The organism is Rathayibacter sp. VKM Ac-2928 (assembly GCF_022815545.1).
Lineage (GTDB): Bacteria > Actinomycetota > Actinomycetes > Actinomycetales > Microbacteriaceae > Rathayibacter > Rathayibacter festucae.
This window is the reverse complement of the sequence record NZ_JALGRU010000001.1, coordinates 1,507,862-1,530,153: the sequence shown is the minus strand read 5'-3', so window position 1 is coordinate 1,530,153 and position 22,292 is coordinate 1,507,862. Positions and strand designations below refer to the sequence as shown.

Genomic DNA, 22,292 nt, shown 5'->3' with positions numbered 1-22,292 from the left:
ACTAGAGTTCCCGCATGCTCGAAGCCCGCAGGCACGCCGCGGAGAGCGCGCACACCGGTGTCGTCCTCGCCGCGGTCCTCGCGGCCCCCGCCCTCGCCGCTCTGACGGCCCTCGGCGGCGCCGCGCTCGGGACGGCCTTCCTCCGCGGAGTGGTCACTCCGCCCTCCCGGCGCGCTCAGGACGTGCGGGTCCTCGCCGTGCGACCGGAGGTGCACGAGATCGAGCTGTCGGAGTCGGTCGACACCGCGGTCCGCGGCGGCTTCAGCCTCTGGTTCGACCACGGGCGCGGGCACGCGCGGATCGGGCGGCTGCTCGCGACCGGGCGCGGCCGGGTCGTGCGGGAGCTCGGGCAGGTCGATCGCGGGACGCTGCGGCCCGGTGCCCGCGGGCGGCTGAACGGCTGGCTGCTGCTCTCGCCGCGCGAGACCGGGCTGCCCTTCACGGCGGAGGAGGTGCCGACGCAGTTCGGCGCGGCTCCGGCCTGGCTCTTCCCGGCCGAGGAGGACGGCGGCGTCTGGGCGATCCACGTGCACGGCCGCGCGACGACCCGCGAGGAGACGCTGCGCGGGATGGCCGCGTTCCACCGGGCGGGGCTCACCTCGCTGGTCGTCTCGTACCGCAACGACGGCGACGCTCCGGAGAGCCCGGACCGGCGCTACGCGCTGGGGGAGACGGAGTGGCGCGACGTCGACGCCGCGATCCGGTTCGCCGAGCGGCGCGGCGCGCGCCGGGTCGTGCTCGTCGGCTGGTCGATGGGCGGTGCGATCGTGCTGCAGACCGCGCTGCGCTCGAGCCGCCGCGAGCTGATCGCGGGGCTGGTGCTCGACTCGCCGGTGATCGACTGGCGGGTGACCCTGCGGAAGCAGGCGCGGCTGAACCGGATCCCGGCGCCGATCGCGGCGCTCGCGCTCACGGCGATGCAGCGGCCGTGGTCGGCCGCGCTGACCGGGCAGAGCAGTCACGTCCCGCTGGCCGCGATGGATCTGGTCGAGCGGGCCGCCGAGCTGACCGTGCCGGTCCTCCTGCTGCACAGCGTCGACGACGACTTCGTGCCGAGCGGCCCGTCCGAGGCCCTCGCGGCGGCGCGCCCCGATCTGGTGGACCTCGTGCTCTTCCACGGGGCGGGGCACACCCGGCTCTGGAACGACGACCCGGAGCTCTGGGAGTCGTCGGTCGAGCGCTGGCTGGCGGAGCGGGCGCTCAGCCGATCCGGGTCCAGCGCGCGTAGGTGAAGCCGGCGTCGTCCGCGGCGAGCGACGTCAAGGAGTAGGCGTCGTCGATCCGCTGGCCGGTCGCCGCGACGGGGAGGCCCGGCAGCACGACGCGGGGCGCGGTCGTCAGGCAGAGCTCGTCGACGCGGCCGGAGGCGAGGAACTGGCCCGACAGCGAGGCGCCGCCCTCGCAGACCACGCGCTCCAGCCCGAGGGCGCGCAGGGCCGCGAGGATCGCGTCGACGCTCATCCGCCCGCCGGTCGCGGCCACCGGGACCACCTCGACGCCGCGGGGGAGGTCGCCCGGAGCCTCCAGCCCCTCCGGCAGCAGCAAGAGCACGCGGGCGCCCTCCTGCACCTCGAGGCGGTGGCCGGCCAGGTCGCCGGAGGAGGAGACGACGGCGAGCGGCGCGCGCTTGGGCACGCGGTAGCCCTCCGCGCGGACGCTCGCGGCGCCGACGAGGACGACGTCGGCCTGCGCGCGGATGACACCGAGGATCGTCCGGTCGACGCGGTTGGTCAGCGTCTCGCTCGTACCGTCGGAGCCGATGCTGGAGCCATTGACGCTCGCGATCATGTTGAGCCGCACGCGGACGCCGGCGCCGGGGCGGTAGGCCGCCTCGATCGCCGCTCGCGCGCCGTCCTCGCCGAGGCGGATCGGCTCGCCGGCGGGGACGAGCGGCTGCAGGATCACGGTGCCGGGCTCTCGCGCGGGACTCAGGCGGCCAGGTGGGCGCGGATCTGGCGCTTGGTGCGGCCGAGCAGTGCGCTCATCCCGCGCAGCCGCAGCGGCGAGACCGCCTCGGACAGGCCGATGGTCTGCGGGAAGTCGTCAGGAACCGCGAGTACCTGCTCGGGCGTCAGGCCGTCCAGGCCCTGGGCGAGGATCGAGGCGAAGCCGCGGGTGGTCGGCGCCTCGCGCGGGGCGGTCGCGTGCAGGTGGATCACGTCGCCGTCGAACTCGACGACGATGAAGACCGGCGACTGGCACTCCTCGACCCGCTCGAACAGGTCGGGGTGATCACGGTAGCGCTCGGGCAGCTCGGGGAGATCGTTCGAGAATTCGAGGAGGAGCTGGAGGCGCTCCGGCTTCTCGAGGGCGAGGAACTCCTCGCGGATCTCGCGGAGCGCGGGGCCGAGCAGGTCGGTGGCGGGGGTGTCGGTGGTCATCGCTTCCATTCTTCCCTACGCGGGGACGACGGGGCCGGACGCCGAGGGCCCCGGCACAGGTGTGCACGGGGCCCTCGGGTCACGATCGGAGCCGGTCGATCAGCGGGGCGCGGGGGCCTCGCCGGGCTCGGCGCCCTGGACGATGGGGACGCGGACGGCGCTGCCCCACTCGGTCCAGGAGCCGTCGTAGTTCTTGACGCCCTCGAAGCCGAGGAGGTGGGTGAGCACGAACCAGGTGTGCGAGGAGCGCTCGCCGATCCGGCAGTAGGCGATGACGGTGTCGCCGTCGGCGAGGCCGGCGCCGTCGCGGTAGATGCCGTTCAGCTCGTCGAGGGAGCGGAAGGTGCCGTCCTCCGCCGCGGCCTTGCCCCACGGCACGTTCTGCGCGCTGGGGATGTGGCCGGCGCGCAGGGCGCCCTCCTCCGGGTAGGCCGGCGCGGTGGTGCGGGCGCCGGAGAACTCCTCGGGGGAGCGGACGTCGATCAGCGGGTTGCCGAAGTGGGCGAGCACGTCCTCCTTGAAGGCGCGGATGTCCTCGTCGCGGCGCTCGACCGCCGGGTACTCGACCGCGGCCGGGCTCGAGGCGTCGGTGGTGGTCGGCCGGCCGTCGGCGATCCACTTGTCGCGGCCGCCGTCGAGCAGGCGGACGTCCTCGTGGCCGAAGAGCGTGAAAACCCAGAGGGCGTAGGCGGCCCACCAGTTGTTCTTGTCGCCGTAGATGACGACGGTGCTGTCGCGGGCGATGCCCTTGGCGCCGACGAGCGCGGCGAAGGCGGCGCCGTCGATGTAGTCGCGCTGCACCGGGTCGTTGAGGTCGGTGTGCCAGTCGATCTTGACCGAGCCGGGGATGTGGCCGGTCTCGTAGAGCAGGACGTCCTCGTCGGACTCCACGACCACGAGGCCGGGGGTGCCGAGGCGCTGCTCGAGCCACTCGCCGCTGACGAGTCGTTCGGGGTGCGCGTAGGCGGCGAACTTCGGCGACGGATCGAGTTCAACGGGCAAGGGGGACCTCCAGGATGGTGCGCGGGGCGCAGACGTGGTTCTCGGATGGGCGGCGGTGCGGGCGGGCTACGCTGGAGACCGCCCTCAGCGACAGTACGCGCCCTCGTGCGCGGGTGCACGGACGGCCCCGTAAGAGTTCGACACAGTGCCGCCGGCGTCCGCCGCCGTGCGGCTCGACACAGTACTGCGACCCTGGATGCGAGACCGCGTGACCCCCGACGACGTCCGTTCGACGAGCAGCCTGTCCGCGCGCTCGCCGCAGATCAGCGGCCACGAGATCGCCTCGACCCTGGTGCCGCCGCGGCAGTTCGAGGGCGCGACCTTCGAGAGCTACCGGCCGGACCCGGAGTACCCCTCGCAGGCGGAGGCCGTCGAGGCGCTGCGGGCGTTCGCGGCCGGTGGCGGCTCCAAGGGCGGCGGCGGCGGGTTCCTCGGCTTCGGCCGGAGGAAGGCGCCGGCCGTGAAGCCCGGCGTCTACCTCGACGGCGGCTTCGGCGTCGGCAAGACCCACCTGCTCGCGGCGATCTGGCACGCGGTGCCGGGCCGCACCTACTTCGGCACCTTCATCGAGTACACCGCCCTGGTGGGCGCCCTCGGCTACGCGGCGACGGTCTCGCTGCTGAAGGGCTCGGCCCTGCTCTGCATCGACGAGTTCGAGCTGGACGACCCGGGCGACACGATGCTGATGACCCGGCTGCTGGGCGAGCTGGTCGCCTCCGGCACCCGCATCGCGGCGACCTCGAACACCCCGCCGAACGCGCTGGGCGAGGGGCGCTTCGCCGCCGCGGACTTCCTCCGCGAGATCTACGCGATGGCCGAGCACTTCCAGACGATGCGGATCGACGGCACCGACTACCGCCGCCGCGACATCGAGGGCCACGCGGTCACCCGCTCGGACAGCGAGATCGACGAGCTCGTCGCCACGGCCCCCTCCGGCGCCGTCGTCACCGACGACTCCTTCCGCGCCGCGGTCGACCACCTCGGCTCGGTGCACCCCTCGCGCTACATCAAGGTGATCGACGGGGTCGACGCCATCGTGCTCCGCGACGTCGCCACGCTGACCGACCAGACGGACGCGCTGCGCCTCGTCGCCTTCATCGACCGCGTGTACGACGCTCAGATCCCGGTGCTGGCCTCCGGCGTCGCGCTCGACGAGGTCTTCGGCGGCGACATGCTCAGCGGCGGCTACCGCAAGAAGTACCTCCGCTCGATGTCGCGCCTGATCGCGCTGACCTCGATGCGCCCGTTCGCCTGACGACGGACCGGCGCCTGACGACGGACCGGCGCGCGGCGTCGGTCCTCCGCGGCATCTCCGCGGCTCGTGCGCGGGGGATCCGCGGCGCGCTGTAACGCACTGTTCACACGGGAGCCGTGCTCGTAACATCCGCGAAACCTCGTGCCGCACGGGTCGTAACGTCGCGCGGCCAGACTGTCGGCTACCCGAGGTGACCCGACACCCCGCGTCCTCCGAGACGCCGTGTCTTCGGGGTCGTGCAGCGACTGCCGGCCCGCATCGGGCTCTGCACTGCCCTCACTCACGACTCCTGCACGACTCTGCTTACTCACGAGAGGTTCAACAATGGATCAAGGCAATACCGCGTTCCTGCTCCTGGCGGCGGCGCTGGTCCTGCTCATGACCCCCGGACTCGCCTTCTTCTACGGCGGTCTGGTCCGAGCGAAGAGCGTCATCAGCATGATGATGCTGAGCTTCGGCGCGATGGGCCTGATCGGCGTGCTGTGGGTGCTCTACGGCTACGCGATCACCTTCTCCAACGCCGGTGTGGGCGACTTCGTCGGCATGGACGGCGTCCTCGGCATCGACCTCAGCCAGCTCGGCCTCGCCGGTGCCTACGCCGAGGCCCGCGGTGACATCGAGTCCGCGTACCCGACGCTCGCCTTCGCGGCCTTCCAGGCCACCTTCGCGATCATCACCGTCGCGCTCATCTCCGGTGCGATCGCCGACCGCGCCAAGTTCGGCGCGTGGATGGTCTTCGCCGGCGTCTGGGCGACCATCGTCTACTTCCCGGTCGCCTCGTGGGTGTTCAACTTCGCCCTCGACCCCGAGACCGGCGCCACCTCGGACGGCGGCTGGATCGCCTACAACGTCGGTGCGATCGACTTCGCCGGCGGCACCGCGGTGCACATCAACGCCGGTGCGGCGGCCCTCGCCCTCGCCCTGGTCCTCGGCAAGCGCGTCAACTTCACCAAGGGCGCGCACCAGCCGCACAACCCGCCGTTCGTCCTCCTCGGCGCCGGCCTGCTCTGGTTCGGCTGGTTCGGCTTCAACGCCGGCTCCGAGCTCGCCGCCGACGGCATCGCCGCGATCGCCTTCCTCAACACCATCGCCGCTCCGGCCGCCGCCATCATCGGCTGGCTGATCATCGAGAAGATCAAGGACGGCAAGCCCACCTCGATCGGCGCCGCCTCCGGTGCCGTCGCGGGCCTCGTCGCGATCACCCCGGCCTGCGCCGTGCTCTCGCCCTTCTGGGCGATCGTGCTCGGCCTGATCACCGGTGCCGTCTGCGCCCTGGCGATCGACCTCAAGTACAAGCTCGGCTACGACGACTCGCTCGACGTGGTCGGCGTGCACCTCGTCGGCGGTCTGATCGGAACGCTCTACATCGGCTTCTTCGGCACCGATGTCGGCCTCTTCCTCACCGGCGACGCCAGCCAGCTCGGCAAGCAGGCCCTCGCGGCCTTCACCGTCCTGATCTACTCCTTCGTCCTCACCTACGCGATCGGCTGGGTCATCCAGAAGACGATCGGCTTCCGCGTGAAGAACGAGGACGAGATCGCCGGCATCGACACCGCCATCCACGGCGAGGCGGGCTACGTCCTCGCGGACTAGTCCTCCCGCTGCCTCGTCGCGCTCGCCGCGACACCCCGGTGGAGCCGGCTCTTCGGAGCCGGCTCCTTCCGTTTCCGGGCTAGGGTTTTCAGGTGCCCTCCTCACGCTCCGTCGTGTCCCTGCTCCTCCGACTGCTCGGCCGCGCGAGCGCCCCGCGCGCCGACGCCGGCGCCCCCGCGCAGCGGCCGTACCTGAGCACCACGGCGCCCACGCCGGGCGCGAACGGCATCGGCCGGACCTCCGAGGTCGACCCGACCCGGCTGCGCGGCGTCCACCTCGGCTACGCGCCGACGCCGGACGGCGATCCCGACCCGGGCGAGGTCGTCTGGACCTGGGTGCCCTACGAGGAGGACGACGGCCGCGGCAAGGACCGCCCCGTCCTCGTCCTCGCGGTCGAGAAGGTCGGCACGGCGCTGGCGATCCGGCTGAGCTCGAAGGAGCACGACGGCTACCTCGCGGTCGGCGCGGGGCCCTGGGACCCGGAGGGGCGGCCGAGCTTCGCGGATCCGGAGCGGGTCTTCCGCGTGCACCCCGCGGGGATGCGGCGCGAGGGCGCCGCGCTCGAGCGGGCGCGGTTCGACGCGGTCGCGCGGGTCGTCTCGGCACGCTACGGCTGGCGCTGAGCCGGTGTCGACCTCCGGCGGCCCCGCCTAAGCGGTCGGGGCGATGCGCACGAGCTCCGGGTACTTGGCCGTGCGGCCGTCGCCGGAGGACGTGCCGGTGAGCCGGCGGCGCAGCCACGGCGCGACGTGGGTGCGGTAGTACTGCGCGGAGCCTCCGCTCGCGGCGGCGGGCCGCTCGGGCGCCTCCTGGGCGGCGGGCGGGACGGGGAGGCCGAGGGAGGAGAGCACGCGGGCGCTGACGCGGTGGTGACCGCGCGGGCCGAGGTGCAGGCGGTCCTCGGACCAGAGCGACGGGTCGGCGAAGGCCGGATCGGTCCAGTTGTCGGCGACGACGATGTCCTGGCGCTGCCGCGTGCGGCGCAGGACGGCCGAGGTGAGGGCGTCGCCGCGGCGCTTGATCAGCCGGCCGAGCGGAAGCCGCGCGGACGGGTCCGGGGCGGAGAGGGCGATCAGAACGACGCCCTCGGCGTCGCAGCGGGCGAGGACCTCGAGGTAGCGGTCCGCGATGCGCTCGATGTCGGCGCGTGGTCGGAGCATGTCGTTGCCGCCGCCGTTGAAGGAGAGGTGGGTCGGCCGCAGGGCGAGCGCGGGCTCGAGCTGCTCGTCGACGATCGGGTCGATGAGACGGCCGCGGATGGCGAGGTTGGCGTACTCGATCGGCTCGCCGAGCGCATCCGCCCAGCTCTGCGCGGTGAGGTCGGCCCAGCCGCGGGCGGTTCCGTCGGGGAGCTCGTCGCCGACGCCCTCCGAGAAGGAGTCGCCGATCGAGACGAAGCGGACGGCGGTCATCGGCGCGGCGATCGGGGCGGAGTTCCGGTGCGGGGCATCGTCGCACTGTAGCCCGGGAAAGCGTGTACCGTCGGCCGCATGGATCAGGACTCGCCGACCTCCGTCGAACTGCCGGACGGGGTCGGGCGCCTCGTCCTCCTCGATCCGGACACACCGCCGCGGGACTCGCCGCGGCCGTATCTGCATCCGCTGCGGACGCCGGCGGGTCGGGTGGTCAGCGATGTGCGGCCCGCCGACCACGACTGGCATCTCGGGCTGTCGCTCGCGGTGTCGAACATCACGATCGGGGACGCCGAGCTCGACACGAACCTCTGGGGCGGGCCGACCTGGCTGACGGGGACCGGCTACCGGCAGGTGGACAACAACGGGTCGCAGCGGCCGGAGGGCGCGGACCCGGGGGACCTCGCGCTCGGGTGGTTCGATGCGCGCGGGCGGCGCTTCCTCGACGAGCGGCGGCGGCTGAGCGTCCGGCGGCTCGGCGACGCGACGGTGCTGCGGATCGAGAGCCGCTGGCGCGCGCTCGGGGAGCGGCTGGTCTTCGGGTCGCCGACCACGGCGGGGCGGCCGGACGCGGGCTACGGCGGGCTGTTCCTGCGGCTGGACCCGTCGTTCGAGGGGAGTGTCGTGAGCGGGCCGGACGGGGCTGTCGCGGAGCCGATGGGGGTCGTGTCGCGCTGGCTCGCGGTGGCGGACGGGAGCGCGACGGTCGCGCTGCGGGCGGACGAGGGCAGTCCCGTCGATCCGTCGACGTGGTTCGTGCGGACGAGCGGGACGCCGATGCTGTGCGCGGCGCCGTTCTTCGGCGCGACGTGGACGCTGGACGCGGGGGCGGAGGCGAGCTGGAGCTGGCAGCTGCTGCTCGCGGACCGGGTGCTGGGTGCGGAGGAGATCGAGGCGAGCTGGGGGCGGGGGGCCTGAGTGCTGGCGGGGCGGGTCTCGATACGCCGCTGCGCGGCTACTCGACCAGCATGAGGCGGCTGTTCGATCAGCATGAGGCGGCTGCTCGGTCATCATGAGGCGGCTGCTCGATCAGCAGGAAGCGAGGGGGCGGTGCCCCCGGGAGAGGAGGAGGCGGACATGGAGCGGACCGGGAGGCTGGTGCTGCACGGCGCGCGGAAGGTCGACGCGGGCGGGACGGTCGAGGGCTTCTGGCTGGTCGCGGTCGACGGGGTGATCGTCGAGGTCGGGGCCGGGCGGGGCTGGCAGCGGGCGGCGGAGGGTGCTCGGGTGCACGACGCGGGCGGGCTGACCGCGACTCCGGGGTTCGTCGATCTGCACGTGCACGGCGGGGCGGGCCGCAGCTTCGACGAGGGTGCGGACGGGATGCGGGCGGGGCTCGCGCTGCACCGCGCGCAGGGGACGACGCGCTCGCTGGTGAGCCTGGTGTCGGCTCCGCTCGCGCAGCTGGAGGCCTCGCTCGACACGGTCGCCTCGCTGGCGGCGGAGGATCCGCTGGTCCTCGGGGCGCACCTGGAGGGGCCGTTCCTCGCGCCGTCGCGCTGCGGGGCGCACGACCCGGACGCCCTGACGGCGCCGACGGCCGAGGCGGTCGAGCGGCTGCTCGACGCGGCCCGCGGGAGTCTCCGGCAGATCACGATCGCTCCCGAGCTGCCGGGGGGCCTCGCGGCGATCGAGCGGCTCACCGACGCGGGGGTCGTCGTCGCTGTGGGGCACACCGAGGCGGACGCGGCGACGACCCGGGCGGCGATCGAGCGCGGGGCGCGGCTGGTCACCCACGCCTTCAACGCGATGCCGGGCATCGGGCACCGCGCGCCGGGGCCGATCCCGGTGGCGCTGGCCGACCATCGGGTGGTGCTGGAGCTGATCCTGGACGGCGAGCACGTGGACGCTGACGTCGCCCGGATCGCCTTCGCGTCGGCGCCCGGACGGATCGCGCTGGTCACCGACGCGATGGCGGCGGCGGGAGCGGGCGACGGGGCGCACCGGATCGGCCGGCTGCGCGTCGACGTGCGGGGCGGCGTCGCCCGGCTGGAGGGCACGGAGACACTCGCCGGCTCGACACTGACGCTCGACGCGGCGCTCCGGTGCGCGGCCGGGGCGGTCGGCCTGGGGCTCGAGGCAGCGGTCGGCGCGGTCACCGCGACTCCGGCGCGCGTGCTGGGAGCCGAGGGCACGCTCGGCGCGCTCGCGGTGGGCCGGGCGGCGGACGTGGTGCTTCTGGACGACGCGCTGCAGGTGCGGGCCGTCTGGGGCGCGGGCGGGCCGATCGCGACGGCCTAGAGCCTCCGCAGGGCGAGGTGCAGGGGCGCGCCGTCCCGCAGGTCGACCGAGAGGGTGCGCGGGTCGATCTGGAGCGCTCCGGCCGTGCCCTCCTCGAGCTCGACGTCGACCGGCAGCCGCACGAGCACGCGCTCGCCGAGGCGTGCCGCCGCCGCGTCGAGGGGACTGCGGAGCAGGCACTCGACGGACTCCCGATTCCAGGAAAGCGACTCGACCCGGAGGGCGCCGCGCAGGTGCAGGCCGGTGATCCGTCCCTCCGCCCAGCGGTCGGGCAGGGCCGGCAGGAGGTGCAGCGTCGTGCCGTCCGAGCGGGCGAGCATCTGCGCGACGAGGGCGGGCAGTCCGCCCGCGGCGTCGACGTTGACGATCGCGTCGGCGTCGTGGGTCGGCATCATGTTCGGGCGCCAGTGCAGGCGGGCGAGCCAGTCGACGCACTGCAGCGCCGCCTCCGCGTCGCCGAGCGTGGCGGCGGCGACGCCGGCCTGCACGAGTCCGAACGCCATCTCCATCCGGCCGGGTGGGGCGGTCGGCTCCTCGGCGCGCCAGCGCAGCCGGGCTCGGACGGCCTCGAGGGCTGCGGCACCGAGGGCGGGATCGGCGGTCGCCGGGTCGCCCTCGTACCACCACGGGTAGAAGTGGGAGGCGTGCCGGTGCTCCGGCCGGTCGGTGAGCGCCGGGTCCTGCCACTCGGCGAGCTGCCCGTCGGCGCTGATGCGGTAGCCGGGGAGCCGCGAGGCGAGCGCCTCCCACTCGGGGGCGGTGTCCTCCTCGGCGCCGAGCAGTCGCTCGATGCGCGCGGCGATCAGCAGCGCGTCCCGGACCATCGCGACCTCGGAGGTGGCGTCCCGGGTGATCGGCGTCTCCTGGTCGCCCGGGTGGTTCTCGGGGGAGTAGCCGGGGGAGACGTGCGCCGTCCCGTCCAGGTCGATCACCAGGGCGTGCCGGTAGCAGGCGACGACCTCGCGGGCGAAGGGCCGGGCCCAGTCGCGCAGGAACTCCTCGTCGCCGGTGCTCGACCAGTGGTCCCAGGCGAGGCGGAGGATCCAGCCGCCGCCGCCGAGCCAGTACTGCAGCGGGTACTCGGCGGTGAAGTGGTTGGCGCGGCCGTGCCCGGAGATGCGGGTGGGCAGCAGGAAACCGGGCGCTCCGAGGATCCGCTCGGCGTTCAGCCGGTAGTCGTCCTCGAACTCGGCGACGGCGGTGAAGAACGAGCGCAGCAGCTCGGGCGTGCCGGTCGTGCCGAGCGAGGCGACGCCGCCGTTCTGCACGTTGCCGTTGAGCGTGTAGTCGGAGGACCAGGCCGGCGCCCAGGAGCCGGCCCAGACGCCCTGCAGGCTGGCGGGCAGCTCGCCGGTGGCGGCGATGATCGCGTGCCGGCCGGCGGCGAAGGCGCGCTCGACGAGCTCGTCTGTCGCCGCGGGATCGGCCCGCACGTCCTCGATGCTGCGCGGAGTCGCGGCGCCGAGGGAGAAGGAGCAGGCGCCGACGAGGTGCTCGTGCGGGGTGGTCGCGGCGGGGTAGCGGGCGAGGACCGGCGGAGTGACGGGCGCGGGCGCGGTCGAGGTCACCGAGACGCGCAGCTCCAGCTCCAGCTCGCGGGCGCCGGAGACGCGCCAGGCGGGCCAGGTCGCGTCGCGGTCGATCGCGACGGACTCGTGGCCGTGGAGCAGGCGCGCGCTGACGAGGGCGGAGCGGAAGCCGGTCGCGCGGGGGTGCCGGGGCACGGTCTCGAGGGCGAGGGTCTCGCCGGCGTCGACCGCGCGGACGAGGGCGTGCTCGCGGTGGTCCCGCGGCGCGTCGGGGCCGAGGTCAGGCCCGGCCGGCTCGTCGGCCGGGGCGAGCCGGAGCAGGCCGGAGAAGGGCGAGTCGGCGCGCACCGTGACGAGGAGCCGGTCCGCCGCGCGGTCGGCCCGGACGCTGACCGTGAGTCCCGTCGGGAGGGTCAGGGCGGCAGAGCCCGCCGGGTAGTCGACGGAGCGCTCTCGGGTGCCGCCGGACGACCCGGTCGCCAGCTCGAGCCGGAGGACTCCCGCGGGCACCAGCGGGTCGGCGTCGAGGAGCGCGCCGTCGTGCCCCTCCTCGGCCCAGGCACGGGTGTGCCACTCCTCGACCCGCTCCGCGTCCGCGTCGCTCACGGGCGCCCGGTCGAGCAGCGCGCGGATCGCCGGCAGCAGGGGAGCGAGCAGCGGCGGCCCGACCAGCGGATCGACCGGCAGGCGGAGCCGCTCGTGCGAGAGCGAGACGACCGCGCCTCCGCCGCCGCCGTCTCCCTCGCCGCCGCCGCCCTCGCCGTCGGGGCCCTCGTACAGCGCCGCGCCGGTCGTCCCGGTGCCGACCATCAGCCCGGTCTCCCAGGTCCTGGCCTCGGTGCTGCCGTGGAAGCCTCCGGACCCGTCGTCGGTGTCGACCTGGGTGCTCATCGGGGCGCGATCGCGAGTCGCAGGCGGCGCGGCTCGGTCGTCGAGCCGCCGAGCAGGATCCGGGTGCCGGCGATGCGGTCGGCGCCGCCGACGTACGTGAACATCTCGCCGTCGTCGAGGACCGGCGGCACGCCGTCCCCGGGCTCGGTGTCGATCGACAGCACGGCGGCGTCGGTGGCGACGGTCGCGGAGGCTCCGTCGAGCCACCAGCCGTCCTCGAGCGCCGCGGCGCCCGACACGAGTGCGTCGCCGTCGACGACGAGCTCCAGCGCGTAGCGCGTCTCGAGGCCGGTGAAGGAGACTCGCACGTCGAGGCCCGTCTCGTCGACCTCGACCGCCACCTCCGTCCGCAGCTCGACGTCGAAGCGCTCGCGCCGGGCGAAGTCCATCACCGAGAAGAAGCGGCCCTCGCTGTCCGGGACGGCGGTGACCGCGGGCGCGTCGGCACCCAGCGTGCCGTAGTAGCCCGAGACCCGCCGCTCGACGAGCACCGCGCCGCGCTCGGTCGGCTCGAGGGACTGCGGTCGGGCGCAGCCGAGCGAGAAGAACGCGGGCGAGACGCGCAGCGAGCGCAGGACCAGCCCGTGCGCGCGCGCCCGGAGCAGGGTCGCGGAGTTGGCGAGACCGGAGCCGATCCGGCCGGTGCTCGCGAAGTCGCTGCCGGCCGAGACGGACACGGAGAGCGCGCCCTCCCGGCGGCGGAGCAGCCGGCTGACCGGATAGCCGCGGGTGACGGAGGCCGGCGTCGCGACCGGCTCGGGCAGGAGCCCGCCGATCTCCGGGCGGCGCAGCAGCTCGGCGAGGTGCCGCTCCGGCTCGCGCAGCGTGCGACCGAGGATCTGCCCGACGATCCGCGCGGCGTCGCGGTCGCCGTCCTCCAGGGCAAGCAGGCGGTAGGGCGAGAGCAGGTTCTCGACGTCGTACGGGATGGTCTGGTCCTGGCGGCGGGAGTGCACGCACTCGATCTCGCCGTCGTCCTCGACCAGGCCGGCGATCGCGCGGAGGTTCCGCCGCACCGGCTCCAGCAGGGACGGCCGGTCGAGGTCGTGCGCGAGCGTCAGCAGGCTCGGGTTGGTGACCTCGGTGGCGTAGACGGCGCTGCGCTCGCTGTACTGCCCGTCGGCGTCGATGTCGACGCCCTCGGCCAGCCAGGCGTCGGCGCGGTCGAGCAGCGCGGCGGCGAGTGCGCCGGACGCGCCGCCCGCCGAGCGCCCGCCGTGCACGTGGACCGCGAGGGCGGCGAGGGCGCTCGCCAGCTCCCAGCGGTGGTTCGGCGTGTGCACGCCGCCCGCCAGCATCGCGGGCGAGGCGGCGACGGCGATGGCGGCGAGTCCTGGTCGGAGCGCCGCGAAGCCCGCGGGCCGGCAGCGGTCGAGCAGCTCGACGCAGCCGCAGAGGTCGTTGATCGTGAACGCCGTGTCGGGCGGGGAGGCGAGGTTGCCGCTGCTCGAGAACAGGCCGCTGTCGAGCTGCTGGGCGGCGAGGTGCCGCAGGTACGCCTCGGCCGCCTTCCGCGCCTCCGGCCCCTCGTCGTCCTCCGCGATCGCCAGGGCGACCAGGGAGGTGATGGCGCGCATGGTCGGGCGCGGGCCGAGCCCGGTCAGCGGCTGCCGGGCGCGCGCGATGAACTCGTCGCGCCGCACGCGGGCGTCCGCGAGCAGCCGGGCGGCGTAGGGGGCGTCGTCGACGGTGATCACGGGGTCTCCACGGGGCAAGGATCGGAAGCGGGGGAAGGAACGGAAGCGGGGGACAGGCGCAGGCTCACGACCTCGAACGGCCGCAGCTCGAGCGCGATCCGGCCGGAGTCGACGCCCAGCAGCGCCGTCCCCTCGGCGTCGCGGTCGAGCAGATCGACCTCGCGGACGCCGCTGAGCGGATGCGCGACGACCAGCGCCGTGCGGACGCGGCCGCCGAGCGCCTCGTGCAGCCGCACGATCACGTCGCCGCTGCGGTCGGCGGCGAGCGTGACGGTGTCGACGACCACGGCCGGATCCTCGACGACGACGAGCGCCTCCGGGATCGACCCGCCGAGGACGACGCGCGGCGCGGTGCTCGCGGCGAAGCCGGCCCGGACGGCGTCGGCGATGCCGGGCGCGACGGTGATCGTGCTGAGGAACGCGTGCTCGCCCTGGTCCGCCTCCGGATCGGGGAAGGTCGGCGCGCGCAGCAGGGACTGGCGGACCACGGTGCTGACGCGGCCGTCGTCGATCGTGCGCTGCACGTCGTAGCCGTAGACCGCGTCGGAGGCCACGGCGACGCCGAAGCCCGGCTCGCCGACGTGCAGCCAGCGGTGCGCGCAGATCTCGTACCTCGCCGCCTCCCAGCTGGTGTTGGTGTGCACGGGGCGGCGGACGTGGCCGAACTGCGTCTCGGCCGAGGAGTGCTCGGCGTGCACGTCGAGCGGGAAGGCGAGCTTGAGCAGCTTCCGCCGCTCGTGCCAGTCGACGACCGTGCGGATCCGGACCGCGGGCTCGCGCGGATCGAGGGCGATCGTCTGGGTCGCCGTGCTGCCGGTGCGACCGAAGCCCCGGCGGACGACGACGCTCGCGCCGTCCTCGCCGAGCTCGACCCTGCCGTCGACGAGGTCGACGACGGTATCGCGGTAGGCGGCGTCGAGGTCCCAGGCGTCCCACTGGTTCGGCTCGTCGCGGTGCAGCTGCAGCAGGTTCCCGACCCGCCCTGCGGGCAGCAGCTCGCGCCCGGAGTCGCGGTCGACGATGCTCGACAGCTGCCCGGTGGCGGTGACCACGACGACGAGGCGCGGCGACTCGAGGACGAAGCCCTCGCCCTCGGCGCGCACGGAGAGTCCCTCGGCGGCCGCCACGACAGCCTGCGCCGCGGCCCCGCCCCGCGCCGGCACCCCGCCGACGACGACGGGCGCCGCGTTCAGCGCGATCCGCCGCTCGCCCGGCCCGACGAGCACCGCGAGCCGCTCGTCGATCATCCGCTCCAGGGCCGCCGTCACCTCGGCGTGCGTGCGCTCGGCCTCGCGGTGCACCCAGGCGATCGCGGTGCCGGGGAGGATGTCGTGGAACTGCAGGAGCAGCACCCGCCGCCAGAGCGCGTCGAGCTCGTCGAACGGGAACGGCACGCCGTGGCGCAGGAACGCGACGCTCGCCCAGTGCTCCGCCTCGGCCAGCAGCCGCTCGTTGCGGCGGTTGCCCTGCTTGGTGCGGGCCTGCGAGGTGAGGATGCCGCGGTGGAACTCGAGGTACATCTCGCCGGACCAGACCGGCGGGTCGGCGTACTCGGCCTCCGCGGCCTCGAAGAAGTCGTGCGCGGAGGAGAACTCGATCCGCGGCGAGCCCTCGAGGTCGGACTGCAGCCGGGCGAGCGCCATCATCTCGCGGGTGGGTCCGCCGCCGCCGTCGCCGTAGCCGAACGGCATCAGCGAACGGGTCGCCCGCCCGTGCTCCTGGAAGTTGCGGACGATGCGGGCCAGCTCGGTCGGCCGGAGGTCGCCGCTGTAGGTGTTCGAGGGCGGGAAGTGCGTGAAGATCCGCGAGCCGTCGAGCCCCTCCCAGACGAAGGAGTGGTGCGGCATCGCGTTGGTCTCGTTCCAGCACATCTTCTGCGTGAAGAACCACCGCAGCCCCGCCTTCCGCAGCAGCTGCGGCAGCGCGGCCGGGTAGCCGAAGGAGTCCGGGAGCCAGCCGACCTCGCTGATCGCGCCGAACTCCTCCTGGAAGAACCGCGCGCCCTGCTGCAGCTGGCGCACCAGCGACTCGCCGGAGGGCATGGTGACGTCGGACTCGACCCACATGTTGCCGACCGGGACGAAGCGGCCCTCGCGGACCCGCTCGACGATGCGGGCGAAGATCCCGGGGTGGTGCTCCTTCATCCAGGCGAACTGCTGGGCGGAGGAGCAGGTGAAGACGGCGTCCGGGTCGCGGTCCATCAGGTCGAGCACGTTGGAGAAGGTGCGCGCGCACTTGCGGACGGTCTCGCGGGTGGGCCAGAGCCAGGCGGAGTCGATGTGCGCGTGGCCGGTGGCCGAGATCCGGTGCGCGGAGTGCGCGGCCGGGGCGGCGAGCAGCGGCGCGATCACCGCGCACGCGTCGGCGACGGTGCCGGCGAGGTCGTCGGGGTCGAGGACGTTGAGAGCCCCGGTCAGCCCGGCGAGGATCTCGTGCCGGCGCGGTTCGGTGGACGGCAGCTCGTCGTGCAGCCCGCGGAGGACGCTCAGCTCGAGGCCGAGGCGCTCGGCGACGGTGTCGACGAGCACGAGCGAGAAGCGGCCCAGCCGGTAGAGCGGCTCGACGGGCGCGGTGGCGCGGTCGCCGAACGGGGTGGGCGAGAAGCCGCCCGGGCCGGCGAAGTCGTTCCCGCCGGTGAGGTCGGGGTTGGACGCGCCCTCCACCCAGACGAGGAACTCCTCGCCGGGGGCCGCGGCGAGCGGCACGTGATGGTTGCGCGGCTCGAGGCCCTTGAGCACCCGGCCGTCCGCGGCGCGCGCCAGGCCCTCGCACTGGAAGCCGGGCTTGGCCCGGTCGAAGCCGAGGTCCAGCGAGAGCTCGATCCGGAACCGGTCGCCCGCGTCGCTCCACAGGGCGGGCACCGTCCCGGTCACCCGGAACCAGGTGGTGTCCCAGGCGGCGCCCCACGGCGCTCCGGGCTCGATCGTCTCGTACGCGTTCCGCGGGGCGGTCGCGGTCTCGAAGCCGACCGGCTCGCCGACCGCCGTCCACGCGGCGACGGCGAGCGGGATCCGCTCGGCCGTCACCGCGTGGGGGAGTCGCTCGGCGAGGAAGCGGTCGACGCGGGCGGCGGCCTTGGTCTCGTCGTGGTGCATCTCTAGTCGCGCAGCCCCGCGTTGATGTCGGACCCGGTGATGTACTTCTGGAACACCAGGTAGATCGCCACCAGCGGCAGCATCGAGAGCACCGAGGCCGAGAGCAGGATCGCCCAGTCGATGTTCTGGGCGCCGATCAGCTGGCGCAGCGCGATCTGCAGGGTGAAGTTCTTCGGGTCGCTGAGGATGATCAGCGGGAAGATGTAGTCGTTCCAGCGCCACTGGAACGAGATGATCGACAGCGTCAGGATGATCGGCTTCGACAGCGGCAGCATGATCCGGAAGAAGATCGACAGCTCGCGCGCCCCGTCGATCCGGGCGGCGTCGAGCAGCTCGTCCGGCACGGTGATGAAGAACTGCCGGAACATGAAGACGCCGGTCGGGGTGAGGATCGACGGCATGATGATGCCCATCAGCGTGTTGTACATCCCGAGGTCGCGGACCACGGTGAAGACCGGGTTGAGGATGACCTCGCCGGGCAGCATCGTCGTCGCGAGGATGCAGAGCGCCAGCACGCTCAGCCACGGCGACTTGTACTTGGCCAGCGCGTAGCCGGTCGTCGCGCTGAAGAAGACGGTGAGCAGCGTGGTCAGCGTCGCGACCACGAAGGTGTTCGAGAAGTAGCGGACGAAGTCGACCCGCTCCAGCGCGCGCTGGTAGCCGTCCAGGGTCCACTCGCGCGGCAGCAGCGAGAGCGGGTAGGTGAAGAGGTCGCCGCCGCCCTTGAAGGAGCTGAGCAGGAACCAGAGCAGCGGGAAGAGCGTGAGGATCGCGATCGCCCAGAGCATCGCGGTCGGGCCGATCGAGCGGCGGAACTCGCCGGTCTTCTTCCGGGTCATCGGCGCGGGTGCCGCCGGCGTGCGCTTCGCGCGGGTGGTGCGGGCGGGGGCGGGGGTCGTGGTCACCATGCCTGGCTCCTCTTGCTGATGGCGAGCTGGACGGCGGCGATGATCAGCAGGATCACCAGCAGCACCATCGAGGCGGCGCTGGCGTAGCCGACGTTCGACTGGGCGAATCCGGTCTGGAAGATGTACTGGACGATGAGCTGGTTCTCGGTCCCCGGGCCGCCGTTGTTGAGGGCCTGGATCATCGCGAACTCCTTCATGTGCCCGAGCGTCGAGAGCAGGACCACGAGCAGCGTGGTCGGCGCGATGCCGGGGAGGGTGATCGAGACGAAGCGCTGCCAGGGGTTCGCGCCGTCGAGCTCGGCCGCCTCGTAGTGCGAGGTCGGCACGTTGTTCAGCGCCGCGATGAACAGCAGCATGTTGAACGCCGCTCCGCCCCACGCGGAGGCGAGGATCACGACGAAGAGCGAGAGGTCGGCGTTCGAGGACCACGGCACGGCGCCGCCGCCGAGCGAGGTGATGGCGAAGTTGACGAAGCCGAAGCTCTCGCCGAACATCCAGCGCCAGATGACGCCCGCGACGATGGGGGAGACCAGCCAGGGCAGGAAGAAGATGATGCGGGCGCCGATCTTGCCCTTGGCCCGCGCGTTGTTCAGCGCCACGGCCATCAGCAGCGAGAGGCCGCAGGCGAACGGCACCGAGAACAGCGCGTAGACGAGCGTGCGGCCGACCGCGGCGTAGAAGACCGGGTCCTGCGCGAGCGCCGTGTAGTTGTCGAGCCCGACGAACTCGATGTCGCCGAAGCCCCGGTAGGAGGTGAAGGAGTACATCACGCCGAGCGCGCCCGGCCAGACGAAGAAGAGGGCGAAGAGGATCGCGACGCCGACCGTCAGCAGCACGGTGCTGACGACGTAGCGGGGGCGGCGCACGGGGCGCTGGCGCGAGCCCTTCGATCCGCGACCCGCGCCGGGGACCGTGAGGACCGCCTCCGGTGGCGAGGACGGCGTGACGAGCGGCTGGACGGTCATGGTGCTCTCCTGATCGGGTGGTCCTGCGAGGGGGAGGGCGGTGCGGGGAGGACCCCGCACCGCCCGGTGGGGGGACCTACTCGCCGAGGGCGGCCTGGGTCGTCGACAGGATGTTGTCGATGGTCTCGTCGACGCTCTGCTGGTCGTTGAGGTACTTGATCGTCTCGTCCTTGAGCGGCTCCGACTGGAGGAACTTGCCCTCGTAGCCGCCGATCAGCTGGTCGACGGTCTGCAGCGAGGAGACGGCGGGCGAGGCCGCGATCTCGGCGTTGTAGAGCGCGAACGCGTCCTGGTTGGCCGGGTAGTTCATCTCGAGACCGGTGACGGCGGGCAGGCAGCCGGCGATCTCGCAGTACGCGGAGTACTGCTCGGGCTGGTAGAGCCAGTCGATGAACTTCTGGGCCTCCTCCTCCTGGCCGGTGCCGTCGAAGGCGACGATCCACGAGGCGGCGCCGTAGTTGGTCGCCTTGACGGGCTGCTGCGGGGTCGGCACCGAGGCCCACTCGAACTGGGTGATGTTGGACTGGAAGTCCGCGATCTGCCAGACGCCGGAGTAGTAGGAGACGACCTGGCCGCTCTTGAAGGTCGCGCTGGCGTCCTCGCCCGCGGTCCAGACCGACTTGGGCATGAAGCCGTCGTCGTTGAGCTTCTTGAAGTACTCCAGCGCCGTCTTGGTCTCGTCGTTGGCGGTGAAGGTGCCGCCGTCGTCGACGATGCCCTCGCTGCCGAACTCGTAGAGGAAGGAGCGGAGGCGGTGCGCGGAGTTGTCCATCACCATGCCGTACTGCGCGCCGGTGGCCGCCTGGACCTCCTCGGACTTGGCGACGAACTCGTCCCAGGTCCAGCTCTGCGTCGCGTCGGTGGGGTACGAGACGCCCGCCTCGTCGAAGAGCGACTTGTTGATGAACATGCCGACCGAGGTGAGGCTGGTGGGCAGCGCCTTGACCTTGCCGTCCTCGGGGTCCGGCACGGCGAGCAGCGGCAGGATGTCCTGGTCCTCGGCGATCTGCGAGAGGTCGAGGATCTGGTCCTTCCACAGCGGGTCGACGTTGGCGGCCGCAGCGAGGGCCGGCAGGTCGTTCGCCTGGGCGCTGTTGCGCAGGCGGGTCGTCAGGTCGTCGCCCGGGACGTCCACGATCTCGACCTCGACACCGGTCTGCTCCTGGTAGAGATCGGCCATCTTCTGGTAGCCGCCGCCCTGGGTGCCGTCGCCGGAGAGGACGAACTGGAGGGGCTCGGAGGCGCCGGCTCCGGAGGAGCCGTTCGCGCACCCGGCGAGAGAAGCGATCAGCACTCCCGTGCCGAGGAGCGCCAGGGTGGCGCGTGCTGTCTTCTTCAACGGAACACCTTTCATGTGTCTGTCAGTCGACGAGGCGCAGGCGCTTCGTCGTCGAGGCGGTAGTGCTTTCTTATCAATACGAGACATATAGGTCAACAGATATCTCCGAGGCGCTTCAAAGCGTGATCGGGCCGTAACTCGCGGAAACAGCGCCGTAACGCGGAGGTGTGCGAGGGGCCGCATCCCGCGCCAGCCGCCTTGTCCCCCGGGCCGAGAGGTGCTTTCATGCCACTGTGACGAATAATCCTCCCCGAGCCGCAGCCCACCTCGTCGGTGTCGACGTGGGCGGGACCAAGACGCACGTCCGCCTGCTCGACACGGCCGGCGCGGAGGAGGACCTGGTCCTCCCCTCGAGCGCCTGGCGCTCGGGCGAGCTCTTCGCCGACCCCGAGAACCTGCCGCGTCTGGCCGGCGTGCTGCTGCGCCTGCGCCCGCTCGCCGGGGACGCCGTGGTGGTCCTCGGCGTGCACGGCTGCGACACCCCCGGGCAGATGCGCGAGGCGACGGCGACTCTGTCGCTCCACCTCGGCCGCACGGTGACGGTCGTCAACGACGCCGAGCTGCTCGGCTTCGCGGAGCAGGAGGAGCCGAGCATCCAGATGATCGTCGGCACCGGCGCCGTGATCTGCGGAACGACCATCGACGGCACGCGGATCACGGTCGACGGCCACGGCTGGCCGCTCGGCGACCGCGGCAGCGCGCACGACCTGGTGTCGACGGCGCTGCGCGAGACGCTGGTGGCCTGCGACCGGGGCATCGCCTCCGACGGCGGGGCGCCGGACCCGCTGATCGGCGCGGTCCTCGCCGCCTTCGGCGCGAGCGACGCGGCCACCCTCGCCGCCGAGGCGACGCGCATCGCGGGCGGCGCGGCCTGGGGGGCGTTCGCCCCGCTCGTCTTCGAGCAGGCGGCCTCCGGCTCGTCGCTCGCCGAGCGGATTCTGGAGGACGCCGCCCGTGCGCTCGCGGCGGGCGTCGCCTCGCTCGTGCGCCGCGGCGCGATCGGCTCGCTCGTCGTCGCGGGCGGCGGCGTGATCGTGAACCAGCCCGCCTACGAGCGGCGGGTCCGCGAACGGCTGGCCGAGGAGGCCCCGCAGCTCGGCTTCGTCGTCGTGCGGCGCCCGCCGGTGGTCGGCGCGATGGCGCACGCCCACGCCCTGGCGGCCGCCGAGCGCACGCTCTCGGAGGTGGCCTCGTGAGCATCATCGGTCCGACGACGGGCAGGACGGGCTTCGCCCCGGGGACCTCGGTCCATGTCGTCGACTCCTTCGCCGAGGCCTCGCGCGCCGCGGCCGACCTGGTCGCCGCGCGGGTCCTCGCCGACCCGCGCGCGGTGCTCGGCGTCGCGACCGGCTCGACGCCCTCGCTGCTCTACCGCGAGCTCGCCGAGCGCGTCGTGGCGGGCAGGCTCGACTTCACCGGGGCGAGCGCCTTCGCGCTCGACGAGTACGTGGGGATCGACCCAGGGCATCCCGAGAGCTACCGCGCGGTCCTCGACCGCGAGGTGCGCGTGCCGCTCGGCGTGGGCGCCGTGCACGTCCCGGACGGCACCCGCGCGGACGGCGAGCAGGCGGGCCGGGACTACGACGCCGCGATCCGGGCGGCCGGTGGCGTCGAGCTGCAGATCCTCGGCATCGGCGGCAACGGCCACATCGGCTTCAACGAGCCCGGCACCCCGCACGACGTCGGCACGCACGTCGTGCGGCTCGAGCGCAGCACCCGGGAGGCGAACGCGCGGTTCTTCGACGGGCGGATCGATCTGGTCCCGGAGTCGGCGATCACGCAGGGGATCGCGACGATCCTCGCCACGCGCTCGCTGGTGCTGCTCGCTTCGGGCGCGGCCAAGGCGGACGCCGTCGCGCGCGCGCTGCTCGGCCCGGTCGACGTCGACTGCCCGGCCTCGGCGCTGCAGGGCCATCCGGACGTCACGGTGCTGCTCGACCGCGAGGCGGCCGCGGTGCTGGAGCGGGAGCTCGGCTGAACCGGG

The 22,292-nt window shown here is 73.4% G+C and carries 18 protein-coding genes; 8 read left to right on the top strand and 10 right to left on the bottom strand.

The window, feature by feature from the left end:
* The first annotated feature begins 14 nt into the window (after positions 1–14).
* Positions 15–1,232, top strand: a complete 1,218-nt coding sequence (locus MT350_RS07070) for a S9 family peptidase (protein WP_243615609.1) — start codon at positions 15–17, stop codon at positions 1,230–1,232.
* On the opposite strand, the gene MT350_RS07065 is transcribed toward MT350_RS07070, so the two are convergent.
* The 3 genes from MT350_RS07065 to MT350_RS07055 all read right to left on the bottom strand — a co-directional run bounded on the left by MT350_RS07065 (position 1,201) and on the right by MT350_RS07055 (position 3,383).
* Complete coding sequence (locus tag MT350_RS07065; RefSeq protein WP_243615608.1) at positions 1,201–1,905, bottom strand: dihydrofolate reductase family protein; 705 nt, start codon at positions 1,903–1,905, stop codon at positions 1,201–1,203. The two genes, MT350_RS07070 and MT350_RS07065, sit on opposite strands and share 32 nt — an antisense overlap.
* A gap of 23 nt (positions 1,906–1,928) precedes the next feature.
* Positions 1,929–2,381 carry a SufE family protein gene (locus MT350_RS07060; RefSeq protein ID WP_123732307.1) on the bottom strand — a complete coding sequence of 151 codons (453 nt, stop codon included), beginning with the start codon at positions 2,379–2,381 and terminating at the stop codon, positions 1,929–1,931.
* 99 nt (positions 2,382–2,480) lie between these two features.
* Positions 2,481–3,383: a sulfurtransferase gene (locus MT350_RS07055; protein WP_243586755.1), complete on the bottom strand. Its 903-nt coding sequence runs from the start codon at positions 3,381–3,383 to the stop codon at positions 2,481–2,483.
* A gap of 208 nt (positions 3,384–3,591) precedes the next feature.
* Here MT350_RS07055 and zapE point away from each other — a divergent pair, with 208 nt between their 5' ends.
* The 3 genes from zapE to MT350_RS07040 all read left to right on the top strand — a co-directional run bounded on the left by zapE (position 3,592) and on the right by MT350_RS07040 (position 6,854).
* On the top strand, positions 3,592–4,638 hold the full coding sequence (gene zapE / locus MT350_RS07050) for a cell division protein ZapE (protein ID WP_243615607.1): 1,047 nt from the start codon (positions 3,592–3,594) through the stop codon (positions 4,636–4,638).
* A gap of 324 nt (positions 4,639–4,962) precedes the next feature.
* Positions 4,963–6,231, top strand: a complete 1,269-nt coding sequence (locus tag MT350_RS07045; RefSeq protein ID WP_243615606.1) for an ammonium transporter — start codon at positions 4,963–4,965, stop codon at positions 6,229–6,231.
* 92 nt (positions 6,232–6,323) lie between these two features.
* The gene (locus MT350_RS07040; RefSeq protein WP_243615605.1) at positions 6,324–6,854 is read left to right on the top strand and encodes a type II toxin-antitoxin system PemK/MazF family toxin; all 531 of its coding nucleotides are present in this window, start codon (positions 6,324–6,326) and stop codon (positions 6,852–6,854) included.
* A 27-nt stretch (positions 6,855–6,881) separates the two neighbouring features.
* On the opposite strand, the gene MT350_RS07035 is transcribed toward MT350_RS07040, so the two are convergent.
* Positions 6,882–7,643: an SGNH/GDSL hydrolase family protein gene (locus tag MT350_RS07035; RefSeq protein ID WP_243615604.1), complete on the bottom strand. Its 762-nt coding sequence runs from the start codon at positions 7,641–7,643 to the stop codon at positions 6,882–6,884.
* Positions 7,644–7,721: 78 nt separating this feature from the next.
* Between MT350_RS07035 and MT350_RS07030 the strand changes: the two genes are divergently transcribed.
* A complete protein-coding gene (locus tag MT350_RS07030; RefSeq protein ID WP_243615603.1) occupies positions 7,722–8,561 on the top strand; it encodes a DUF6807 family protein in 840 nt (279 codons plus the stop codon).
* Between the two features lie 159 nt (positions 8,562–8,720).
* Positions 8,721–9,884 carry an N-acetylglucosamine-6-phosphate deacetylase gene (locus MT350_RS07025; RefSeq protein ID WP_243615602.1) on the top strand — a complete coding sequence of 388 codons (1,164 nt, stop codon included), beginning with the start codon at positions 8,721–8,723 and terminating at the stop codon, positions 9,882–9,884.
* Here the strand turns inward: MT350_RS07025 and MT350_RS07020 are convergent.
* The 6 genes from MT350_RS07020 to MT350_RS06995 form a co-directional block, all read right to left on the bottom strand.
* Positions 9,881–12,304, bottom strand: a complete 2,424-nt coding sequence (locus MT350_RS07020) for a glycoside hydrolase family 95-like protein (protein ID WP_243615601.1) — start codon at positions 12,302–12,304, stop codon at positions 9,881–9,883. The genes MT350_RS07025 and MT350_RS07020 overlap by 4 nt on opposite strands.
* Entirely contained in the window at positions 12,301–14,001 is a 1,701-nt protein-coding gene (locus MT350_RS07015) for a hypothetical protein (RefSeq protein WP_243615600.1), read from the bottom strand. The genes MT350_RS07020 and MT350_RS07015 overlap by 4 nt, the downstream gene beginning before the upstream one ends.
* Positions 13,998–17,096 carry a glycoside hydrolase family 38 C-terminal domain-containing protein gene (locus tag MT350_RS07010; RefSeq protein ID WP_243615599.1) on the bottom strand — a complete coding sequence of 1,033 codons (3,099 nt, stop codon included), beginning with the start codon at positions 17,094–17,096 and terminating at the stop codon, positions 13,998–14,000. The genes MT350_RS07015 and MT350_RS07010 overlap by 4 nt, the downstream gene beginning before the upstream one ends.
* Before the next feature lie 2 nt (positions 17,097–17,098).
* Positions 17,099–18,004, bottom strand: coding sequence for a carbohydrate ABC transporter permease (locus MT350_RS07005; RefSeq protein ID WP_243599206.1), 906 nt, complete (start codon positions 18,002–18,004; stop codon positions 17,099–17,101).
* A complete protein-coding gene (locus MT350_RS07000) occupies positions 17,998–18,969 on the bottom strand; it encodes a carbohydrate ABC transporter permease (RefSeq protein WP_132437069.1) in 972 nt (323 codons plus the stop codon). Before MT350_RS07000 ends, MT350_RS07005 begins: the two co-directional genes overlap by 7 nt.
* Positions 18,970–19,045: 76 nt before the next feature.
* Positions 19,046–20,308 (bottom strand): ABC transporter substrate-binding protein, encoded by a 1,263-nt coding sequence (locus MT350_RS06995; protein WP_243582014.1) that lies wholly within the window; start codon positions 20,306–20,308, stop codon positions 19,046–19,048.
* 233 nt (positions 20,309–20,541) lie between these two features.
* Between MT350_RS06995 and MT350_RS06990 the strand changes: the two genes are divergently transcribed.
* Together MT350_RS06990 and MT350_RS06985 are read left to right on the top strand one after the other, a co-directional pair.
* Entirely contained in the window at positions 20,542–21,504 is a 963-nt protein-coding gene (locus MT350_RS06990; protein WP_243599207.1) for a BadF/BadG/BcrA/BcrD ATPase family protein, read from the top strand.
* Positions 21,501–22,286 carry a glucosamine-6-phosphate deaminase gene (locus tag MT350_RS06985; RefSeq protein WP_243615598.1) on the top strand — a complete coding sequence of 262 codons (786 nt, stop codon included), beginning with the start codon at positions 21,501–21,503 and terminating at the stop codon, positions 22,284–22,286. Before MT350_RS06990 ends, MT350_RS06985 begins: the two co-directional genes overlap by 4 nt.
* Positions 22,287–22,292: the final 6 nt, after the last annotated feature.

Bases quoted from the DNA above. Each gene is read 5' to 3' on its own strand.
- MT350_RS07030 (WP_243615603.1), top strand. From the start codon at position 7,722: ATGGATCAGGACTCGCCGACCTCCGTCGAACTGCCGGACGGGGTCGGG.
- MT350_RS07060 (WP_123732307.1), bottom strand. From the start codon at position 2,381: ATGACCACCGACACCCCCGCCACCGACCTGCTCGGCCCCGCGCTCCGC.
- MT350_RS07020 (WP_243615601.1), bottom strand. From the start codon at position 12,304: ATGAGCACCCAGGTCGACACCGACGACGGGTCCGGAGGCTTCCACGGC.
- MT350_RS07070 (WP_243615609.1), top strand. From the start codon at position 15: ATGCTCGAAGCCCGCAGGCACGCCGCGGAGAGCGCGCACACCGGTGTC.
- MT350_RS07025 (WP_243615602.1), top strand. From the start codon at position 8,721: ATGGAGCGGACCGGGAGGCTGGTGCTGCACGGCGCGCGGAAGGTCGAC.
- MT350_RS07005 (WP_243599206.1), bottom strand. From the start codon at position 18,004: ATGGTGACCACGACCCCCGCCCCCGCCCGCACCACCCGCGCGAAGCGC.
- MT350_RS07010 (WP_243615599.1), bottom strand. From the start codon at position 17,096: ATGCACCACGACGAGACCAAGGCCGCCGCCCGCGTCGACCGCTTCCTC.
- MT350_RS07000 (WP_132437069.1), bottom strand. From the start codon at position 18,969: ATGACCGTCCAGCCGCTCGTCACGCCGTCCTCGCCACCGGAGGCGGTC.
- MT350_RS07045 (WP_243615606.1), top strand. From the start codon at position 4,963: ATGGATCAAGGCAATACCGCGTTCCTGCTCCTGGCGGCGGCGCTGGTC.
- MT350_RS07035 (WP_243615604.1), bottom strand. From the start codon at position 7,643: ATGACCGCCGTCCGCTTCGTCTCGATCGGCGACTCCTTCTCGGAGGGC.